Consider the following 21,263-nt stretch of genomic DNA (forward strand, 5'->3'; position numbering starts at 1 on the left):
ACAGGTTTTTTCGGGTGGACTATTTCCAGCCGATTTTCCATGCCTCGGCATTCTGCAACGTCTGCCACGGCAGGCGTTCGCCGCGCTTGGTCATGACAGCTTGCAGCTCGATGTCCAGCACCGTGCCTTCTTCGTCACGGAACAGCTCGGTGACCAGGAAGTGTTTTTCCTTGTTGCGCGGATGGGCTGCTGTCCACTTCGACAGCAGCAACTTGGCGGGGTTGAGGCGGTTCATTGCAGGTGCTCGATCAGGCGTCGTGCAGCTTCCTGGCCACTGAGCCAGGCGCCTTCGACGCGGCCGGACAGGCACCAGTCGCCGCACACGTACAGGCCCAGGTCGGCATCGGCGAGTACGCCGAATTCATGGCTGCTTGACGGTCGTGCGTAGAGCCAGCGGTGCGCCAGGCTGAAGGACGGCTCGGGCATGGCGCTGTGCAGCAGTTCGGCGAAAGCGCCGTGCAGGTGTTCGATCACGGCTTCCCTGGGCAGGTCCAGGTGGGCTTTGCTCCAAGCGCTGGTGGCATGCAGTACCCAGGTGTCGAGGGTGTTGTCGCGTCCAGGTTTGCTGCGGTTGCGCGCCAGCCAGTCGAGGGGGCTGTCTTGTACGAAACAGCCTTCCATCGGGGTATCCAGGGGTTTGTCGAACGCCAGGGCGATGGCCCACGTCGGGTCCATTTTTACCCCGGCGGCAGCGCTGGCCAGCTTGGGCGCGGCAGCCAACAGGGCGGTGGCCTGTGGCGCTGGCGTGGCGATGACCACGTGGCTGAACGGCCCGTGATTGCTGCCATCGGCGTCGAGCAGGTTCCAGTGGTGTGTGCCTTGGAACACGTCGGTGATGCGGCAACCGAACTCCACCGGCAAGTCATCGAGCAGGGCCCGAGTGATGGCGCTCATGCGTGGCGTGCCGACCCAGCGGACCTGTTCATCGGGGGAGGGCGTGAGTTGGCCGGATTTGAAGTTGTACAGCTGGGGCTTCCATTGCTCGGCCCAGCCGTTGCTTTGCCAGCGCTGTACTTCGTTGACGAAGCGTCGGTCGCGGGCAGTGAAGTATTGCGCGCCCATGTCCAATGCGCCGGCATCGCTGCGCTTGCTGGACATGCGGCCACCACTGCCGCGGCTTTTATCGAACAGTTGCACAGCGTGCCCGGCGTCTCGTAACGCTCGGGCGGCGGAGAGACCGGCGATGCCGGTGCCGATGATCGCGATGGGGACAGTCATGGGAGGCCTCGTTTTACCGTTGGGTACAGACTACGCCGACACCAATAGCTGTACAATATTGTTTTTTGGTATAAGTTTTGGCGTACCTGAACGTGTGGCGTGACCTATGGTTAAAGCTGAGGCTTTCACAACAGTCACGCCCGATTACAAATTGATCCCTGCTTATAAAATAGACCAGTGATCGGCGGCGAACGTTACATGAGGAAGATCCCATGCATATTTTGCTGACCGGCGGTACCGGCTTGATCGGCCGCCAACTTTGCCAACACTGGCTCGGCCAAGGCCATCGCCTGACCGTGTGGAGCCGTCATCCCGAAGAGGTTGCTGCCGTGTGCGGCGCCGAGGTGCTGGGCGTTGCGCGCCTGGAAGAGGTCATCGGCGCGGTGGACGCGGTGGTCAATCTCGCTGGCGCACCGATTGCTGATCGACCCTGGACCCACAAGCGCAAGGCCCTGTTGTGGAGCAGCCGCATCGGTCTTACCGAAACCCTGTTGGCGTGGCTCGAAGGCCAGGCGCAGAAACCGGCGGTGTTGATTTCCGGCTCGGCGGTGGGCTGGTACGGCGACGGTGGCGAGCGCGAGCTGACCGAGGCCAGCGGCCCGGTGCAGGACGATTTTCCCAGCCAACTCTGTATTGCCTGGGAAGAAACCGCCCAGCGCGCCGAAGCCTTGGGCATCCGCGTGGTGCTGGTGCGGACCGGCTTGGTGCTGGCGGCCGAGGGCGGCTTTTTGTCGCGGCTGCTGCTGCCGTTCAAGCTGGCGCTGGGCGGGCCTATCGGCAATGGTCGGCAATGGATGCCCTGGGTGCACATCAAGGATCAAATCGCCCTGATTGATTTTCTTCTGCACAAGGATGACGCCAGCGGTCCTTATAATGCGTGCGCGCCACACCCGGTGCGTAACCGCGAGTTCGCCAAGACCCTGGGCCAGGTGCTGCACCGCCCGGCGTTCATGCCGATGCCGGCGTTTGCGCTGAAAGTCGGCTTGGGTGAGTTGTCGGGGCTGTTGCTGGGCGGGCAGAAGGCGATGCCCGAACGCTTGATGGCTGCCGGTTTCATTTTCCAGTTCACTGAGTTGCATGCGGCTCTGGATGACTTGTCCAGCCGCCTCTAGAAATAGGATGTTGCATGACGGATCACGCGTTGTTACTGGTCAACCTGGGCTCACCGGCGTCCACTTCGGTGGCCGATGTGCGCAGCTACCTCAACCAGTTTTTGATGGACCCTTACGTGATCGACCTGCCGTGGCCGGTGCGGCGTTTGCTGGTGTCGCTGATCCTGATCAAGCGCCCCGAACAGTCGGCCCATGCCTATGCGTCGATCTGGTGGGACGAAGGCTCACCGCTGGTGGTGCTCAGCCGCCGCCTGCAACAGCAGATGACCGCGCAGTGGACCCAGGGCCCGGTGGAACTGGCCATGCGTTACGGCGAGCCGTCCCTGGAAACGACCCTCACCCGCCTGGCCGCCCAGGGTATTCACAAGATCACCCTGGCGCCGTTGTACCCGCAGTTCGCCGACAGCACCGTGACCACGGTGATCGAAGAAGCCCGGCGCGTGGTGCGAGACAAGAAACTGAATGTGCAGTTCTCGATCCTGCAGCCGTTCTACGATCAGCCGGAGTACCTGGATGCCCTGGCGGCGAGCGCACGGCGTTATGTCGAGCAGGATTACGACCACTTGCTGCTGAGCTTTCATGGTTTACCCGAGCGCCATCTGACGAAGCTCGACCCCACCGGCCAGCATTGTTTCAAGGATGCCGATTGCTGCAAGAACGCCTCGCCGCAAGTGCTTGCCAAATGCTATCGCGCACAATGTTTCAGCGTCGCCCGCGACGTGGCCGAACGCCTGGGTTTGCCGGATGGCAAATGGTCGGTGGCGTTCCAGTCGCGCCTGGGCCGGGCGAAGTGGATCGAACCCTACACCGAAGCACGCCTGGAAGCCCTGGCCCAACAAGGCGTGAAAAAGCTGCTGGTGATGTGCCCGGCGTTTGTGGCCGATTGCATCGAGACCCTGGAAGAGATCGGCGATCGCGGCTTGGAGCAGTTCCGCGAGGCGGGGGGCGAGGAGTTGCTGCTGGTGCCATGCTTGAATGACGATCCGCAGTGGGCGGCGGCGCTCAATATCTTGTGCGAAAGAGCGCCGTTGTCGTTGTAATCACCTCATCCCAATGTGGGAGGGGCGAGGCGCCTTCCCACATTTTTTTCGTTTTACAGGTTGAGGGTCAGGCTGACGGTGAGGTTGCGCGGCTCCCCGGGATTGACCCAGTAATTGCTGTAGGACCGCTCGTAGTACTTTTCATCGAACAGGTTGTTGAGGTTCAGGCCCACGGTGACGTTCTGCGTGGCCTTGTAATGGGCCAGCAGATCCACAGTGTGGTAGGCCGGCAGTTCAAAACGGCTGCCGGCTTCACCCGAGCGGTCGCCCACATAAGTGAACGCCGCGCCCAGGTCGGAGCCGCGCAACGCGCCATCCTGGAACTCATACACCCCAAGCAGACTGCCACTGCGCTTGGCCACGCCGAGAATCCGGCTGCCTGCCGGAATGGCCTTGTCGCCCTTGGTCACTTCGGCATCGATGTAGGCGAAGGCGCCGATCACTCTCACGGCGTCAGTAACCTGGCCGGTCAGTTGTAGGTCAAGACCCTGGCTGCGGGCCTTGCCCATGGCGCGGTTGGTGTTGGTGGCCGGGTCCAGGGCCAGCACGTTTTCCTTTTCGATATGGAACGCGGCGAGGGTAGTGCTGAGGCGGTCGTCGAACAGCTCGCTCTTGATCCCCACTTCATAGCCCACGCCTTCTTCTGGCTTGAAGGTATTGCCCGTGGCGTCCAGGCCGCTGTTGGGTTTGAACGAGGTGGAGGCGTTGGCGAACACGCCGACTTCGGGCGTGAGTTGGTAAAGCAGGCCGGCGCGCTGGGTGAGCGCGTCGTGGGTTTGCCGGCTCGGTGCTGCGTTGCGGGTGAAGTCGTCAACGGTTTGCTCGAAATGCTCCAAGCGTGCGCCGACCATGCCGCGCAGGCGGTCGGTGAAGACGATCTGGTCTTGCAGGTTCAGGGCGTGGCTTTTGGTCTGCTCGAAAAAGTCGGTGCCGGAGCGTATGCCGTTGGGTTTGGCTTGGCCGTAGACCGGGTTGTAGATGTCGATGGCGTATGAGCTACCGGGGCTGCCGGCGATGGCGGTCACGCGTTCCTTCTTGCGGTAGTCCTCGTATTCGGTGCCGATCAACAGTTCATGCTGCCAGCTGCCGATGTCGAACACACCGCGCAGCTCCAATTGGGTGATGCTGTCGTGCCAGCCCATGGAGCGTTCGCGGTAGCGGCGGTTGAGGGTGTGGCCGTCGGCGCTGAGTGGCCGATTTTCCGAGGCGTCGCCCCACAGGCTGCCTTGTTTGTAGTGGCTGGCCAGGCGCAGTTTCCAGGCGTCGTTGAGATGATGTTCGAGGGTCGCCTGGATGCGGTTGTTGTGGTTGTCGATGTCGCCGTCGTTGGGCTCGCCGAGGAAGGTGGAGCGCGACAGACCGGGGGCGTCGACGATGCCGCGATCGAAGGTGGAGCTGTGACGCACGAATTCGCTTTCCACCAGCAGGCTGGTGTCCGGGTCCAACTGCCAACTGAACGAAGGCGCGACGAAAACGCGCTTGCTCTGCACGTGATCGCGAAAGCTGTGGTTGTCTTCCACCGCCAGGTTGACCCGCGACAGCACGTGGCCCTCGCTGTCCAGCGGCGTGTTGAGGTCGATGGCGGTGCGATAACGGTCCCAGCTGCCAGCACTGGTTTGCAGGGTGGTGAAGGCCTCAGGCTGGGGTTTCTTGGTGACGATGTTCACGGTGCCACCTGGGTCGCCACGCCCGTACAAACTGGCCGCAGGGCCTTTGAGTACTTCGATGCGCTCGATATTGGCCGCGTCCGGTGTGCTCGGGTAGCCACGGTTGGCACTGAAGCCGTCCTGGTAAAACTCCGACGTGGTGAAACCGCGCACGCTGTATTCGTAGAGCGTCAGGCCACCAAAGTTGTTTTGCTTGGACACGCCGCCGGCAAATTCCAGGGCGCGTTCCACGTTGGTGCTGCCCAGGTCCTTGAGTACCGTGGCGGGAATCACGCTGATGGATTGTGGGATATCGCGCAGGGCCGTGTCGGTTTTAGTCGCGCTGGCAGAACGGGTGGCGCGATAGCCCGTGACCGGGCCGGTGGCGGATTCATAGGCGTCGGCGGTCACGCTGATGGCATCGAGTTCGACGGTGGTTTCTTCGGCAAAGGCGGGGTCAAGCAACAAGCCAAAGGCCAGGCCAGCCAATGGGGCAATTTTTCGAGACGGCATGATAGAGCGTTCCAATAGCGATATTGAAACAATATAACATGACTAATGAGAATGAATCGCTATGAAATTTCAGCTTGCCGGTGCCCGCGAACGGGCACCTGGGCGAGGCGGCTTATTCCTCTTCTTTTACCGGAGCCGGCGGTGGGCGCAGGCCGATTTCCGCCGACAACTTGATCTCTTTACCGTTGCGCATCACCAGGATCGTCACCTTATCGGTCGGCTTGATCCGCGCCACCTGGTTCATCGACTTGCGGCCATCGCCGGCCGGTTCGCCGTTGATGCTCAAGATCACGTCACCCAATTGCAGGCCGGCTTTCTGCGCCGGGCCGTCGCGGAAGATCCCGGCGACCACGATGCCAGGGCGCCCGGTCAGGCCAAACGACTCGGCCAATTCCTTGGTCAACGGTTGTACTTCGATCCCCAGCCAGCCGCGAATCACTTGGCCGTGCTCGATGATCGACTTCATCACTTCCATCGCCAGCTTTACCGGGATCGCAAAACCGATGCCTTGGGAGCCGCCGGACTTGGAGAAAATCGCGGTGTTGATACCGGTCAGGTTGCCATTGGCATCCACCAGCGCGCCGCCGGAGTTGCCGGGGTTGATCGCCGCGTCGGTCTGGATGAAGTCTTCGTAGCTGTTGAGCCCCAACTGGTTGCGCCCGGTGGCGCTGATGATGCCCATGGTCACGGTCTGGCCCACCCCGAACGGGTTGCCGATGGCCAGCGCCACGTCACCCACGCGCAGGCCGTCGGAGCGGCCGAGGGTGATGGACGGCAGGCTTTTCAAATCGATCTTCAACACCGCCAGGTCCGTTTCCGGATCGCTGCCCACCACACGGGCCAGGGTTTCCCGGCCATCACGCAGGGCCACCACGATCTGGTCGGCGCCGGTGGTCACGTGGTTGTTGGTGAGGATGTAGCCTTCGGGGCTCATGATCACCCCGGAACCCAGGCTGGACTCCATGCGACGCTGCTTGGGCCCGTTGTCGCCGAAGTAGCGGCGGAACTGCGGGTCCTCAAACAACGGATGCGCCGGTTTGTTGATGACCTTGGTGGTGTACAGGTTGACCACGGCCGGGGCGGCAATGACCACCGCGTCTGCGTACGTCACCGGGCCTTGCACCACCGCGCTGGTTTGCGGGGCCTGTTGCAGGTTTACATCAAGGCTCGGTAAGCCCACCCACTGGGGGAAACGCTGAATAATCAGCATCGCGATCAGCACGCCAGCCAACAATGGCCATCCAAAAAAACGCAGTGCCTTGAGCATCAAGTAAGTCCTGACAGGTTGCAGGGGGCGGGAGAGCGCCCATAATGTCGCGCATTATACGAGGCTGAGAGCGCCTCGGAACGGGATATTTAGGAGTCTTTTATGGCCGTCCCCCTTACCACCCTCGTCGAGGAAGCGGACCGCTACCTCGGCAGTGCAAAAATTGCCGATTACTGCCCCAACGGCCTACAAGTCGAAGGCCGCCCGCAGGTGATGCGTATCGTCAGCGGTGTTACCGCAAGCCAAGCCCTGCTGGATGCAGCCGTCGAAGCCCAGGCCGATTTGATCCTGGTGCACCACGGCTATTTCTGGAAAGGCGAGAACCCCTGCATCACCGGCATGAAGCAGCGCCGCCTGAAAACCTTGCTCAAGCACGACATCAGCCTGCTGGCCTACCATCTGCCGCTGGACCTGCATCCTGACGTCGGCAACAACGTGCAGCTTGCTCGCCAACTGGACATCACCGTCGAAGGCCCGCTCGACCCCAGCAACCCGAAGGTCGTCGGGCTGGTCGGCTCCCTCGCCGAACCCCTGTCGCCCCGTGACTTTGCCCGCCGCGTGCAGGACGTCATGGGCCGCGAGCCGCTGCTGATCGAAGGCAGTGAGATGATCCGCCGCGTCGGCTGGTGCACCGGCGGTGGCCAAGGCTACATCGACAATGCGATTGCCGCCGGCGTCGACCTGTTCCTGAGTGGCGAAGCTTCCGAGCAAACCTTTCACAGCGCCCGGGAAAACCACATCAGCTTCATCGCCGCCGGCCATCACGCCACCGAACGCTACGGCGTGCAGGCGCTGGGCGATTACCTGGCGCGACGCTTTGCCCTTGAACATTTATTCATCGACTGCCCCAACCCAATCTGATAACGCCCGGGAACAAATGTGGGAGCGGGCTTGCCTCATTGCAGGCCAAACCTGGCGGCATATTCATATACCGTTTCGATCTAGCCAGCTCCCTGAATAGAAGAAGGTGCTGTGCTAGCATGCCTCGCTCGAACACGGCCCGCAGGCCGTCCATAAGATCGTTTTTCCGTGAGTAACCATGGTCGACAAACTGACGCATCTGAAACAGCTGGAGGCGGAAAGCATCCACATCATCCGCGAGGTCGCCGCCGAGTTCGACAACCCGGTGATGCTCTACTCGATCGGTAAAGACTCCGCCGTGATGCTACATCTGGCACGCAAGGCCTTTTTTCCGGGCAAACTGCCGTTCCCGGTGATGCACGTCGACACCCGCTGGAAATTCCAGGAGATGTACGCGTTCCGCGACAAGATGGTCGAGGAACTGGGCCTGGACCTGATCACCCACGTCAACCCCGATGGCGTTGCGCAGGGCATCAACCCGTTCACCCACGGCAGCGCCAAGCACACCGATATCATGAAGACCGAAGGCCTCAAGCAGGCATTGGACAAGCATGGTTTCGACGCAGCGTTCGGCGGTGCCCGTCGTGATGAAGAGAAATCCCGCGCCAAAGAGCGCGTGTACTCGTTCCGCGACAGCAAGCACCGCTGGGACCCGAAGAACCAGCGCCCCGAGCTGTGGAACGTCTACAACGGCAACGTCAACAAGGGTGAGTCGATCCGTGTGTTCCCGCTGTCCAACTGGACCGAGCTGGACATCTGGCAGTACATCTACCTGGAAGGCATCCCGATCGTGCCGCTGTACTTCGCCGCCGAGCGCGACGTGATCGAGAAGAACGGCACGTTGATCATGATCGACGACGACCGCATCCTCGAGCACCTGTCCGACGAAGACAAAGCCCGTATCGTCAAAAAGAAAGTACGTTTCCGTACCCTTGGCTGCTACCCGTTGACGGGCGCGGTGGAGTCCGAAGCCGAGACGCTGACGGACATCATTCAGGAAATGCTCCTGACGCGAACTTCCGAGCGCCAGGGCCGGGTCATCGACCACGATGGCGCAGGCTCGATGGAAGATAAAAAACGTCAAGGCTATTTCTAAGGGGCTGTCATGTCGCATCAATCTGATTTGATCAGCGAGGACATCCTCGCCTACCTGGGCCAGCACGAGCGCAAAGAGATGTTGCGCTTCCTGACCTGCGGCAACGTCGACGACGGCAAGAGCACCCTGATCGGGCGCCTGCTGCACGACTCCAAGATGATCTACGAAGATCACCTGGAAGCCATCACCCGCGATTCGAAGAAGTCCGGCACTACCGGTGACGACATCGACCTGGCCTTGCTGGTCGACGGCCTGCAGGCCGAGCGTGAGCAGGGCATCACCATCGATGTTGCCTACCGCTACTTTTCCACCGCCAAGCGCAAATTCATCATCGCCGACACCCCCGGCCATGAGCAGTACACCCGCAACATGGCCACCGGTGCGTCCACCTGTGACCTGGCGATTATCCTGATCGACGCCCGCTACGGCGTGCAGACCCAGACCCGTCGCCACAGCTTCATCGCCTCGCTGCTGGGCATCAAGCACATCGTGGTTGCCATCAACAAGATGGACATCAATGGCTTTGACCAAAGCGTATTCGAGTCGATCAAGGCCGATTACCTGAAGTTCGCCGACGGTATCGCGTTCAAGCCGAGCACCCTGGCCTTCGTGCCGATGTCAGCGCTCAAGGGCGACAACGTGGTGAACAAGAGCGAGCGTTCGCCTTGGTACACCGGGCAGTCGCTGATGGAGATCCTCGAAACCGTCGAGATCGCCAACGACCGCAACTACACCGACCTGCGTTTCCCGGTGCAGTACGTCAACCGTCCGAACCTGAACTTCCGTGGTTTCGCCGGCACCCTGGCCAGCGGCATCGTGCACAAGGGCGATGAAATTGTTGTCCTGCCATCGGGCAAGAGCAGTCGCGTCAAGTCCATCGTCACCTTCGACGGCGAGCTTGAGCACGCCGGCCCAGGCCAGGCCGTGACCCTGACCATGGAAGACGAGATCGACATCTCCCGTGGCGACCTGCTGGTGCATGCCGACAACGTGCCACAAGTGACTGACGCCTTCGACGCCATGCTGGTGTGGATGGCCGAAGAGCCGATGCTGCCGGGCAAGAAATACGACATCAAGCGCGCCACCAGCTACGTGCCGGGTTCCATCACCAGCATCGTGCACCGCGTGGACGTGAACACCCTGGCCGAAGGCCCGGCGAGTTCGCTGCAATTGAACGAGATTGGCCGGGTCAAGGTCAGCCTCGACGCCGCCATCGCGTTGGACGGCTACGACAGCAACCGCACCACGGGTGCGTTTATCGTCATCGACCGTTTGACCAACGGCACCGTCGCCGCCGGCATGATCATCGCACCGCCGGTGACCCACGGCAGCGCGGCGCAGCATGGCAAGTTGGCTCACGTGGCCACTGAAGAGCGTGCCCAGCGCTTCGGCCAGCAACCGGCCACCGTGCTGTTCAGCGGCCTGTCGGGCGCTGGCAAAAGCACCTTGGCCTATGCGGTCGAGCGCAAGCTGTTCGACATGGGGCGTGCGGTATTCGTACTGGATGGCCAGAACCTGCGTCACGACCTGAACAAAGGCCTGCCGCAGGACCGTGCCGGGCGTACCGAGAACTGGCGTCGTGCCGCTCACGTGGCGCGCCAGTTCAACGAAGCCGGCCTGCTGACGTTGGCCGCGTTCGTTGCCCCGGATGCCGAAGGCCGCGAACAGGCCAAGGCATTGATCGGCAGCGACCGCTTGCTGACCGTTTACGTGCAGGCGTCGCCACTGGTATGCGCCGAGCGTGATCCGCAAGGCCTGTACGCTGCCGGCGGGGATAATATCCCTGGCGAATCCTTCCCGTACGACGTGCCGTTGAATGCCGATCTGGTGCTCGACACCCAGGCCCTGTCGCTGGAAGACAGCGTCAAGCAAGTGCTGGAGCTGTTGCGTCAACGCGGCGCGATCTAAACTTCGCGACCACAAAAAAGCCCGCCACCGATCACTCGGTGGCGGGCTTTTTTACTTCCTCAAGACCGGACTCGATCAATGTGGGAGCTGGCTGATCACTTTTTGTCTGGAAATTCGGTGTGCAGCTTGTCTAGCAGAGCATCCTTGTCTTCCCAAAGCTTATTGATCCAGCCCTGGAACGCCAGCCGATACTCCCCATCCTGCTCATAATTCTTGCCAATGAACTCGGCCGGGATCTGCACCTCTTCAAACTGCACCACCACGTCCTTCACATTCCCGCATAGCAAATCCCAATAGCCAGGGCGTCCGCCAGGGTAGTGAATAGTCACGTTGACCAGTGATTTGAGCTGCTCGCCCATGGCGTCCAGCACAAATGCGATGCCGCCAGCCTTGGGTTTGAGCAGGTAACGGAACGGCGATTTTTGCTGGGCATGTTTGCCATCAGTAAACCGCGTGCCTTCGGCAAAGTTGAAAATCCCGACCGGGTTGTCGCGAAACTTCGCACAGGTCTTGCGCGTGGTTTCCAGGTCCTTGCCTTTCTTCTCCGGGTGTTTCTCCAGATAGGCCTTGGTGTAGCGCTTCATGAACGGAAAACCCAGTGCCCACCACGCCAGGCCAATCACCGGTACCCAGATCAGTTCTTGCTTGAGGAAGAACTTCAGCGGGCGGATGCGTCGATTGAGCACGTATTGCAACACCATGATGTCGACCCAGCTCTGGTGGTTGCTGGTCACCAGGTACGAGTGCTGGTAATCCAGGCCCTCAAGCCCTTTGAGGTGCCAGCGCGTGGGTTGCACCAGGTTCATCCAGCCCTTGTTGTTGGTGACCCAGGCTTCGTGGGTGTGGTTCATCAGCCATTCACTGAAGCGCTTGGCAAACGGCAGAGCTTTGAACAGCGCGACGATGAACAGGAACGAACACAGCAGGATCGTGTTCAGCGCCAGCAGCAACGACGCGATCACCCCGCGCACGGCGGCAGGTAGAAAATCCAGCATTTAGATATCCATAGGTCGATTGGCGGCTTGGATCGCAGTCAGTGCGATGGTGTACACGATGTCGTCTACCTGGGCGCCGCGGGGCAGGTCGTTGACCGGTTTGCGCAGGCCCTGGAGCATCGGCCCCAGGCTCACGCAATCGGCGCTGCGTTGCACGGCTTTGTGCGTGGTGTTGCCCGTGTTCAGGTCAGGGAACACAAACACCGTGGCCTTGCCGGCGACCTGGCTGTTGGGTGCCAGTTGCCGGGCCACGGTTTCGTTGGCGGCGGCGTCGTACTGCAGCGGGCCGTCGATCAGCAGCGAGCTTTGCTGTTCATGGGCGAGCAAGGTGGCTTCGCGGACTTTTTCCACTTCCTCGCCGCTGGCCGAATCACCGCTGGAATAGCTGATCATCGCCACGCGCGGGGTGATGCCGAACGCCGCCGCCGAGTCGGCGCTTTGCAGGGCGATCTCCGCCAGTTCGGCGGCGCTTGGGTGCGGGTTCATCACGCAGTCGCCGTACACCAGCACCTGCTCGGGGAACAGCATGAAGAACACCGACGACACCAGCGTGCAGCCCGGCGCCGTTTTGATCAGTTGCAGGGCAGGGCGGATGGTGTTGGCGGTGGAGTGGATAACCCCGGACACCAGGCCGTCGACTTCATCCAGCGCGAGCATCATGGTGGCGATCACCACGGTGTCTTCCAATTGTTGCTCGGCCATCGGCGCGTTGAGGCTTTTACTTTTGCGCAGCGCGACCATCGGTTCGACGTAGCGTTGGCGGATCAGGTCCGGGTCGAGAATTTCCAGGCCTTCGGGCAACTCGATGCCTTGGGCGCGGGCGACGGCTTCCACATCGGCGGGTTTGGCCAGCAACACGCAACGGGCGATGCCCCGCGCCTGGCAGATGGCGGCTGCCTGCACGGTCAGCGGTTCGCTGCCTTCGGGCAAGACGATGCGCTTGTTGGCGGCCTGGGCGCGCTGGATCAATTGGTAGCGGAACACGGCGGGCGACAGGCGCATCTCCCGTGGCGTGCCGCATCGCTGGTGCAGCCAGCGCGCATCGAGGTGGCTGGCGACGAAATCGGTGATGATCTCGGCCCGCTCGCGGTCATCGATGGGGATTTCCTTGTTCAGGCTGTTGAGCTGGTTGGCGGTGTCGTAGGAGCCCGTGCTCACCGACAGCACTGGCAGCCCGGCCTGGAACGCCCCGCGACACAAATCCATGATGCGCGGGTCGGGCAGGGTGTCGCTGGTCAGCAGCAGGCCGGCCAGGGGCACGCCGTTGATCGCCGCGAGGCTGACGGCGAGGATGATGTCGTCGCGGTCGCCGGGGGTTACGACCAGCACGCCGGGCTTGAGCAGCTCCACGGTGTTACGCATGGTGCGGGCGCAGATGATGATGTTGCTCATGCGCCGACTTTCGTAATCGCCCGCGTTGAGGATTTGGGCGCCCATCAGGTCGGCGACATCGCGGGTACGTGGTGCGTTGAGTTCGGGGCGATAAGGAATGCATCCGAGCAGGCGGAAATCACCACTGCGCAGCAACGGCGAATGCTCTTTGAGGCGCGCGGAGAATGCCTCCATGCTTTCGTCGGTGCGCACCTTGTTGAGGATTACGCCAAGCACTTTCGGGTCTTTCGGGCCGCCGAACAGTTGGGCCTGTAATTCCACGCGTCCGGAGAGTTCGGTGAGCACTTCATTTTCCGGGGCCGAGACCAGGATCACTTCAGCATCCAGGCTCTTGGCCAGGTGCAGGTTGACCCGCGCCGCATAGCTGGCGTTGCGCGTCGGCACCATGCCTTCGACGATCAGCACGTCCTTGCCCACAGCGGCTTGCTGGTACAGCGTGATGATTTCTTCGAGCAGTTCGTCGAGTTGACCGTCACCGAGCATCCGCTCGACATGGGCCAGGCCCAAAGGCTGTGGCGGCTTGAGGCCGTGGGTGCGTGCCACCAGTTCGGTGGAGCGTTCGGGGCCGGTGTCGCCGGGGTGCGGCTGGGCAATCGGCTTGAAGAAACCGACTTTCAGCCCGGCCCGCTCAAGGGTGCGCACCAGCCCAAGGCTGATGGAGGTCAGACCCACACCAAAATCGGTGGGCGCGATAAAAAAAGTCTGCATGCGAATTCTCTGGAGGTGCATGGCTTCGGTGGCGCTCTATGGCTGAGGGCCTACCGGGAATCAGGCGCCAAGGTTATCGTTATTCGGCGCTTGCGCACACCAGCCGCAGGCAAAGGGTTGGCCTATTTTTTCCAGGCGCTGCACGGGGTCGAGTACCCAGGCGCGAGACTGCCAAGGCGGCAGGTGCCGCAGGTGCTGGGTGTGGCCGCAGGACAGCTCGGCCACCCAGTGCCCTTCTTCGTCCAGATGAAAACCGATGATCGTGACCCTGGATTGGTCCCGTCTGTCCGGGTTCTGTTCGCTTTCGGGCAAATCCTTGTTTAGACTTGTCCGTTCTTCATTCTTATGCAAAAGGTCTCGCCCCATGACGATCGCCGCTAACAAGGCTGTCTCCATCGACTATACCCTGACCAACGACGCTGGTGAGGTCATCGACAGCTCCGCCGGCGGCGCGCCGCTGGTCTACCTGCAAGGCGCAGGTAACATCATCCCAGGCCTGGAAAAGGCGCTGGAAGGCAAGGCAGTTGGTGATGAACTGACTGTTGCCGTAGAACCTGAAGATGCCTACGGCGAATACTCGGCTGAACTGGTCAGTACCCTGAGCCGCAGCATGTTCGAAGGCGTTGATGAGCTGGAAGTGGGCATGCAGTTCCACGCTTCCGCGCCGGACGGCCAAATGCAGATCGTGACCATTCGTGATCTGGACGGCGACGACGTAACCGTCGACGGCAACCACCCTCTGGCGGGCCAGCGCCTGAACTTCCAAGTGAAGATCGTTGCCATCCGCGACGCTTCCCAGGAAGAAGTGGCTCACGGCCACGTCCACGGTGAAGGCGGTCATCAGCACTGATTGATGCGTTAATCAGCTGACAGCAAAAGCGCCCCGACTGGTTCGGGGCGTTTTTTTTGCGCTTAAAAAGCGCTGAAGTTCAAAGGTGTACCCTCCAGAAAACAAAAATGCCCCGGACCTTTCGGTACGGGGCATTTTTTAACTGTTTCGTAACCGAGGCTACGTCGCAGTTGTTACCACTTAGGCTGCAGCAGGAACGCTCAGAGCCTTGATGTGGCCGTTCAGGCGGCTCTTATGGCGAGCGGCCTTGTTCTTGTGGATGATGCCTTTATCGGCCATACGGTCGATAACTGGCACAGCCAGAACGTAAGCTGCTTGAGCTTTTTCAGCGTCTTTGGTGTCGATGGCTTTAACTACATTCTTGATGTAGGTACGAACCATGGAACGCAGGCTGGCGTTGTGGCTGCGACGCTTCTCAGCCTGTTTTGCACGTTTTTTGGCGGAAGGTGTGTTGGCCACCGTCGAGCTCCTCGAAAGACTTTTTAGGAAATAGCAAACAAAATAGGCCGCGAATCATGCCGATGACTTGATGTGTTGTCAAGAGCGGCTGATGCGAACTGCTGAGTGGTCGATCTGAAGAGGCGGGTGATTTATTTCCGGCGCTTGACCTGTAAACTCGCGAGCTTTGGCGCTGTGCTGTTGCAGGCGCGCAGTATCGCATAAGTGGGCGCTTAGTTCGCCTGCTCTTTATCTATAGGCGCAAACTCTTTCAATGAATCTGCTCAAATCGTTGGCCGCCGTCAGCTCTATCACGATGATCTCCCGGGTTTTGGGGTTCGTGCGTGACACCCTGCTGGCGCGTATTTTTGGCGCCAGCATGGCCACGGATGCCTTTTTTATTGCGTTTAAACTGCCCAATCTGCTGCGCAGGATCTTCGCTGAAGGCGCTTTTTCCCAAGCGTTCGTGCCGATCTTGGCCGAATACAAGACTCAGCAGGGCGAGGAAGCCACCCGCACCTTTATTGCCTACGTTTCGGGCCTGCTGACCCTGGTGTTGATGCTGGTGACCATCCTCGGCATGCTCGCCGCACCCTGGGTGATCTGGGCCACTGCCCCCGGTTTTGCCAACACCCCGGAAAAATTTGCGCTGACCACTGATCTGCTGCGAGTGACCTTTCCTTATATATTGCTGATTTCCCTGTCGTCCCTGGCCGGGGCGATCCTCAATACGTGGAATCGGTTTTCGGTCCCTGCGTTTGTGCCGACGCTGCTTAACGTCAGCATGATCATTTTTGCGTTGTTCCTCACGCCGTACTTCGATCCTCCGGTCATGGCGCTCGGCTGGGCGGTACTGGCCGGTGGCCTGGCGCAATTGCTCTATCAACTGCCGCACCTGAAAAAGATCGGCATGCTCGTACTGCCGCGCCTGAACCTCAAGGACACCGGCGTCTGGCGCGTGATGCGCAATATGCTGCCGGCGATCCTGGGCGTATCGGTCAGTCAGATTTCCCTGATCATCAACACCGCGTTTGCCTCGCTGCTGGTATCGGGCTCGGTGTCGTGGATGTATTACGCTGATCGTCTGATGGAGTTGCCGTCTGGCGTACTGGGCGTAGCCCTCGGCACGATTTTGCTGCCAACCCTGGCCCGTACCTACGCGAGCAAGGACCGCCAGGAATACTCGCGCATCCTCGATTGGGGCCTGCGCCTGTGCTTCGTGCTGGTGTTGCCGTGCGCCCTGGCCCTGGGAATCCTGGCCGAGCCGCTGACAGTGTCGCTGTTCCAATACGGGCAGTTCGACGCCCATGACGCCTTGATGACGCAGCATGCGCTGGTTGCCTACTCCGTAGGCCTGCTGGGGATTATCGTGATCAAGGTGCTGGCGCCGGGGTTCTACGCGCAGCAGAACATCCGTACGCCGGTGAAAATCGCGATCTTCACGCTGATCGTCACGCAATTGCTCAACCTGGTGTTTATCGGCCCGCTGGCCCACGCCGGCCTCGCCCTGGCAATCAGTGCCGGTGCGTGTATCAACGCCGGCCTGCTGTTTTATCAGCTGCGCAAACAGCAAATGTTTCAGCCACAGCCGGGTTGGGGCATGTTTGCGCTCAAGCTGCTGGTGGCGGTTGCGATGATGTCTGCGGTATTGCTCGGCCTGATGCACTTTATGCCTGCCTGGGACGAAGGCCATATGCTGGAGCGCTTCATGCGCCTTGGCGTGCTGGTAGTCGTCGGCGTGGTGGTGTACTTCGGGATGTTGCTGCTGCAGGGTTTCCGCCTGCGGGATTTCAATCGCAAGTCGTTGAGTTAGAAAGTTTGCCGCGATAAAGCGGCAGTTTTATCGATTCGATCCATTTGCCCTGCGCTGTTGCCTGTCGTCTGGGGCCGGGTGTGGTTATAATCGACCACTTTATGAGCAAGAAGCGCGTTATGCAGCTGGTTCGAGGTCTCCACAACCTGCGCCCCCAGCATCGGGGCTGCGTCGCCACTATTGGCAACTTTGACGGTGTTCACCGTGGCCACCAGGCTATCCTGGCGCGGCTGCGCGAGCGTGCGGTCGAGTTGGGCGTGCCCAGCTGCGTGGTGATTTTTGAGCCACAGCCGCGGGAATATTTCACCCCGCAAACGGCGCCGGCCCGTCTGGCCCGCCTGCGGGACAAGCTGCAACTGCTGGCCGAAGAAGGTGTGGACCGCGTCCTCTGCCTGGCTTTCAACCAGCGTTTGCAAAGCCTCAGTGCCGCCGAGTTCGTCGACCGCATCCTGGTGGATGGCCTGGGTGTACAGCATCTGGAGGTCGGTGACGACTTTCGTTTTGGTTGCGACCGGGTTGGGGATTTCGAATTCCTGCAACACGCCGGTATCAGTCAGGGCTTTACCGTCGAAGCCGCGCAAACCGTCGAACTCGACGGCCTGCGCGTGAGCAGTACCCAGGTGCGTAACGCCCTGGCCGCTGCCGACTTCGCCTTGGCCGAGCGTTTGCTCGGTCGCCCGTTCCGCATTGCCGGACGGGTATTGCACGGCCAGAAGCTGGCGCGCCAACTGGGCACGCCAACTGCCAACGTGCAGCTCAAGCGCCGTCGTGTACCGCTGACCGGGGTTTACCTGGTGAGCGTCGACATCGACGGCCAGCCGTCGCCAGGAGTCGCCAACATAGGCGTCAGGCCCACGGTTGCAGGTGATGGCAAGGCCCACCTGGAAGTTCACCTTTTGGATTTTGCCGGTGATTTATACGACCGGCGTTTGACGGTGGTTTTCCACCAGAAGCTGCGTGAAGAGCAGCGTTTCGCCTCCCTTGAGGCGTTGAAAACGGCGATCAATGCGGATGTCGCCGCCGCCCGTGCACTAGCCGCACCTAGCGCCCATCGCTAACCGAAGAGCCTTAAATGACCGACTATAAAGCCACGCTAAACCTTCCGGACACCGCCTTCCCAATGAAGGCCGGCCTGCCACAGCGCGAACCGCAGATCCTGCAGCGCTGGGACAGTATTGGCCTGTACGGAAAGTTGCGCGAAATTGGCAAGGATCGTCCGAAATTCGTCCTGCACGACGGCCCTCCTTATGCCAACGGCACGATTCACATCGGTCATGCGCTGAACAAGATTCTCAAGGACATGATCCTGCGCTCGAAAACCCTTTCGGGCTTCGACGCACCTTATGTCCCGGGCTGGGACTGCCACGGCCTGCCGATCGAACACAAGGTTGAAGTGACCTACGGCAAGAACCTGGGCGCCGATAAAACCCGCGAACTGTGCCGTGCCTACGCCGCCGAGCAGATCGAAGGGCAAAAGTCCGAGTTCATCCGCCTGGGTGTGCTGGGCGAGTGGGACAACCCCTACAAGACCATGAACTTCAAGAACGAGGCCGGTGAAATCCGCGCCTTGGCCGAGATCGTCAAGGGCGGCTTCGTGTTCAAGGGCCTCAAGCCTGTGAACTGGTGCTTCGACTGCGGCTCGGCCCTGGCCGAAGCCGAAGTCGAGTACGAAGACAAGAAGTCCTCGACCATCGACGTCGCGTTCCCGATTGCCGACGACGCCAAGCTGGCCCAGGCGTTCGGCCTGGCAAGCCTGAGCAAACCAGCTGCCATCGTGATCTGGACCACCACCCCGTGGACCATTCCCGCCAACCAGGCGCTGAACGTGCACCCGGAGTTCACCTACGCCTTGGTAGATGTGGGCGACCGCCTGCTGGTGCTGGCCGAGGAAATGGTCGAGGCGTGCCTGGCGCGTTACGAGCTGCAGGGTTCGGTCATCGCCACCACCACCGGCTCCGCGCTGGAACTGATCAACTTCCGCCACCCGTTCTATGACCGTCTGTCGCCGGTGTACCTGGCTGACTACGTCGAGCTGGGTTCGGGTACTGGCGTGGTTCACTGCTCGCCCGCCTATGGCGTGGACGACTTTGTGATCTGCAAGAAGTACGGCCTGGTTAACGATGACATCATCAACCCGGTGCAAAGCAACGGCGTGTACGTGCCGTCGCTGGAGTTCTTCGGCGGCCAGTTCATCTTCAAGGCCGACCAGCCGATCATCGACAAACTGCGTGAAGTCGGTGCGCTGATGCAAACCGACACCATCAAGCACAGCTACATGCACTGCTGGCGCCACAAGTCCCCACTGATCTACCGCGCCACCGCGCAGTGGTTCATCGGCATGGACAAAGAGCCCGCAAGCGGCGAGACCCTGCGCAACCGCGCGATCAAAGCCATCGAAGACACCAAGTTCGTCCCGGCCTGGGGCCAGGCGCGCCTGCACTCGATGATCGCCAATCGTCCGGACTGGTGCATCTCCCGCCAGCGTAACTGGGGCGTGCCGATCCCGTTCTTCCTGAACAAGGAAAGCGGCGAGCTGCACCCACGCACCGTCGAACTGATGGAAATCGTGGCCCAGCGCGTTGAACAGGAAGGCATCGAAGCCTGGTTCAAGCTCGACGCCGCTGAACTGCTGGGCGATGAAGCGCCGCAGTACGACAAGATCAGCGACACCCTCGACGTGTGGTTCGACTCGGGCACCACCCACTGGCACGTATTGCGCGGTTCGCACCCGATGGGCCACGAGACTGGCCCGCGTGCCGACCTGTACCTGGAAGGCTCGGACCAACACCGTGGCTGGTTCCACTCCTCGTTGCTGACTGGCTGCGCCATCGACGACCACGCTCCGTACCGCGAATTGCTGACCCACGGCTTCACCGTCGATGAGACGGGCCGCAAGATGTCCAAGTCGCTGAAAAACGTGATCGAGCCGAAGAAGATCAACGACACCCTGGGCGCCGACATCATGCGTCTGTGGGTTGCGTCGACCGACTACTCGGGCGAAATCGCCGTCTCGGACCAGATCCTGGCCCGCAGCGCCGATGCCTATCGTCGTATCCGTAATACCGCACGCTTCCTGTTGTCGAACCTGACCGGTTTCAACCCGGCCACCGACATCCTGCCGGCCGAGGACATGCTCGCCCTGGACCGTTGGGCCGTGGACCGTACCCTGTTGCTGCAGCGCGAGTTGCAGGAACACTACGGCGAATACCGCTTCTGGAACGTCTACTCGAAGATCCACAACTTCTGCGTGCAGGAGCTGGGTGGTTTCTACCTCGACATCATCAAGGACCGCCAGTACACCACCGGCGCCAACAGCAAGGCGCGCCGTTCGGCGCAGACTGCGCTGTACCACATCAGCGAAGCGCTGGTGCGCTGGATCGCGCCGATCCTGGCCTTCACCGCCGACGAACTGTGGGAATACCTGCCGGGCGAGCGTAACGAATCGGTGATGCTCAACACTTGGTACGAAGGCCTGACCGAACTGCCGGCTGACTTCGAACTGGGCCGCGAATACTGGGAAGGCGTGATGGCCGTCAAGGTTGCGGTAAACAAGGAGCTGGAAGTTCAGCGGGCAGCCAAGGCCGTCGGCGGCAACTTGCAGGCCGAAGTCACCCTGTTTGCCGAGGAAAGCTTGACCGCTGACCTGGCCAAGTTGAGTAACGAGCTGCGCTTCGTGCTGATCACCTCCACCGCGAGCCTGGCGCCATTCGCTCAAGCCCCGACTGATGCCGTGGCCACCGAAGTGCCGGGCCTCAAGCTTAAAGTGATGAAGTCCGCCTTTGCCAAGTGCGCCCGTTGCTGGCACTGCCGTGAAGATGTCGGCGTGAACCCGGAGCATCCGGAAATCTGCGGTCGTTGCGTCGACAACATCAGCGGTGAAGGCGAGGTTCGCCACTATGCCTAACGCCAGCCGTTTCGGACGTCTGGGCTTGCTCGTATTGAGTCTGCTGGTGCTGGTCATTGACCAGGTCAGCAAGGCTCACTTCGAAGGCTCCCTGGAAATGTTCCAGCAAATCGTGGTGATCCCGGATTACTTCAGCTGGACCCTGGCCTACAACACCGGCGCCGCGTTCAGCTTCCTCGCTGATGGCGGTGGCTGGCAGCGCTGGCTGTTCGCCGTTATTGCGTTGGTGGTCAGTGCGGTGCTCGTCGTCTGGCTCAAGCGTCTGGGTCGCGATGACACCTGGCTGGCCGTCGCGTTGGCCCTGGTGCTGGGCGGCGCGTTGGGGAACCTGTACGACCGCATTGCCTTGGGCCATGTGATCGACTTTATCCTGGTGCATTGGCAGAACCGTCATTACTTCCCGGCGTTCAACTTCGCCGACAGCGCCATCACCGTCGGTGCAATCATGCTGGCGTTGGATATGTTCAAAAGTAAGAAAACCGGAGAGACCGTCAATGACTGA

Annotated in this window: 18 protein-coding genes; 10 read left to right on the plus strand and 8 right to left on the minus strand. The window is 60.9% G+C overall.

All coding sequences use genetic code 11. The annotated features are described in order from the left end of the window. Positions 1–19: 19 nt before the first annotated feature. On the minus strand, positions 20–235 hold the full coding sequence (locus tag PspS35_RS03835) for a TIGR02450 family Trp-rich protein (RefSeq protein ID WP_159932854.1): 216 nt from the start codon (positions 233–235) through the stop codon (positions 20–22). After that, complete coding sequence (locus PspS35_RS03840; protein ID WP_159932855.1) at positions 232–1,218, minus strand: FAD-dependent oxidoreductase; 987 nt, start codon at positions 1,216–1,218, stop codon at positions 232–234. The genes PspS35_RS03835 and PspS35_RS03840 overlap by 4 nt, the downstream gene beginning before the upstream one ends. 212 nt (positions 1,219–1,430) lie before the next feature. Here PspS35_RS03840 and PspS35_RS03845 point away from each other — a divergent pair, with 212 nt between their 5' ends. Continuing rightward, complete coding sequence (locus PspS35_RS03845; protein WP_159932856.1) at positions 1,431–2,330, plus strand: TIGR01777 family oxidoreductase; 900 nt, start codon at positions 1,431–1,433, stop codon at positions 2,328–2,330. Between the two features lie 14 nt (positions 2,331–2,344). Then, entirely contained in the window at positions 2,345–3,370 is a 1,026-nt protein-coding gene (gene hemH / locus PspS35_RS03850; protein ID WP_159932857.1) for a ferrochelatase, read from the plus strand. A 53-nt stretch (positions 3,371–3,423) separates the two neighbouring features. Here hemH and PspS35_RS03855 read toward each other — a convergent pair whose 3' ends face one another. Together PspS35_RS03855 and algW are read right to left on the minus strand one after the other, a co-directional pair. Further along, positions 3,424–5,529: a TonB-dependent receptor gene (locus PspS35_RS03855; protein WP_159932858.1), complete on the minus strand. Its 2,106-nt coding sequence runs from the start codon at positions 5,527–5,529 to the stop codon at positions 3,424–3,426. A gap of 112 nt (positions 5,530–5,641) precedes the next feature. Further along, a complete protein-coding gene (gene algW / locus PspS35_RS03860) occupies positions 5,642–6,796 on the minus strand; it encodes a Do family serine endopeptidase AlgW (RefSeq protein WP_032886161.1) in 1,155 nt (384 codons plus the stop codon). Between the two features lie 102 nt (positions 6,797–6,898). On the opposite strand from algW, the gene PspS35_RS03865 reads away from it, so the two are divergent. The 3 genes from PspS35_RS03865 to cysN all read left to right on the plus strand — a co-directional run bounded on the left by PspS35_RS03865 (position 6,899) and on the right by cysN (position 10,661). After that, a complete protein-coding gene (locus PspS35_RS03865) occupies positions 6,899–7,657 on the plus strand; it encodes a Nif3-like dinuclear metal center hexameric protein (RefSeq protein WP_159932859.1) in 759 nt (252 codons plus the stop codon). Positions 7,658–7,835: 178 nt separating this feature from the next. Then, the gene (gene cysD / locus PspS35_RS03870) at positions 7,836–8,753 is read left to right on the plus strand and encodes a sulfate adenylyltransferase subunit CysD (protein ID WP_032886164.1); all 918 of its coding nucleotides are present in this window, start codon (positions 7,836–7,838) and stop codon (positions 8,751–8,753) included. A 9-nt stretch (positions 8,754–8,762) separates the two neighbouring features. Next, positions 8,763–10,661, plus strand: coding sequence for a sulfate adenylyltransferase subunit CysN (gene cysN / locus PspS35_RS03875; RefSeq protein ID WP_159932860.1), 1,899 nt, complete (start codon positions 8,763–8,765; stop codon positions 10,659–10,661). Between the two features lie 95 nt (positions 10,662–10,756). Here the strand turns inward: cysN and PspS35_RS03880 are convergent, their stop codons facing one another. From PspS35_RS03880 to PspS35_RS03890, 3 genes are read right to left on the minus strand one after another with little or no spacing between them, the layout of a single operon-like run. Next, positions 10,757–11,656 (minus strand): acyltransferase, encoded by a 900-nt coding sequence (locus PspS35_RS03880; protein WP_159932861.1) that lies wholly within the window; start codon positions 11,654–11,656, stop codon positions 10,757–10,759. Then, positions 11,657–13,756, minus strand: coding sequence for a phosphate acetyltransferase (pta, locus tag PspS35_RS03885; protein WP_159932862.1), 2,100 nt, complete (start codon positions 13,754–13,756; stop codon positions 11,657–11,659). Positions 13,757–13,816: 60 nt separating this feature from the next. Further along, positions 13,817–14,152: a DUF3565 domain-containing protein gene (locus tag PspS35_RS03890; protein WP_159932863.1), complete on the minus strand. Its 336-nt coding sequence runs from the start codon at positions 14,150–14,152 to the stop codon at positions 13,817–13,819. Between PspS35_RS03890 and PspS35_RS03895 the strand changes: the two genes are divergently transcribed. Then, positions 14,121–14,606, plus strand: a complete 486-nt coding sequence (locus PspS35_RS03895) for a peptidylprolyl isomerase (RefSeq protein ID WP_032886172.1) — start codon at positions 14,121–14,123, stop codon at positions 14,604–14,606. The two genes, PspS35_RS03890 and PspS35_RS03895, sit on opposite strands and share 32 nt — an antisense overlap. 180 nt (positions 14,607–14,786) lie before the next feature. Here the strand turns inward: PspS35_RS03895 and rpsT are convergent, their stop codons facing one another. After that, positions 14,787–15,065, minus strand: a complete 279-nt coding sequence (gene rpsT, locus PspS35_RS03900) for a 30S ribosomal protein S20 (RefSeq protein WP_003188401.1) — start codon at positions 15,063–15,065, stop codon at positions 14,787–14,789. A 253-nt stretch (positions 15,066–15,318) separates the two neighbouring features. On the opposite strand from rpsT, the gene murJ reads away from it, so the two are divergent. The 4 genes from murJ to lspA all read left to right on the plus strand — a co-directional run bounded on the left by murJ (position 15,319) and on the right by lspA (position 21,263). Then, entirely contained in the window at positions 15,319–16,857 is a 1,539-nt protein-coding gene (gene murJ / locus PspS35_RS03905; RefSeq protein ID WP_159932864.1) for a murein biosynthesis integral membrane protein MurJ, read from the plus strand. Between the two features lie 119 nt (positions 16,858–16,976). Further along, positions 16,977–17,915 carry a bifunctional riboflavin kinase/FAD synthetase gene (gene ribF / locus PspS35_RS03910; RefSeq protein ID WP_174244783.1) on the plus strand — a complete coding sequence of 313 codons (939 nt, stop codon included), beginning with the start codon at positions 16,977–16,979 and terminating at the stop codon, positions 17,913–17,915. Positions 17,916–17,929: 14 nt separating this feature from the next. Next, positions 17,930–20,761, plus strand: coding sequence for an isoleucine--tRNA ligase (ileS, locus tag PspS35_RS03915; RefSeq protein ID WP_159932866.1), 2,832 nt, complete (start codon positions 17,930–17,932; stop codon positions 20,759–20,761). Continuing rightward, the gene (lspA, locus tag PspS35_RS03920; RefSeq protein WP_099583982.1) at positions 20,754–21,263 is read left to right on the plus strand and encodes a signal peptidase II; all 510 of its coding nucleotides are present in this window, start codon (positions 20,754–20,756) and stop codon (positions 21,261–21,263) included. The genes ileS and lspA overlap by 8 nt, the downstream gene beginning before the upstream one ends.

Source organism: Pseudomonas sp. S35 (genome assembly GCF_009866765.1).
Lineage (GTDB): Bacteria > Pseudomonadota > Gammaproteobacteria > Pseudomonadales > Pseudomonadaceae > Aquipseudomonas.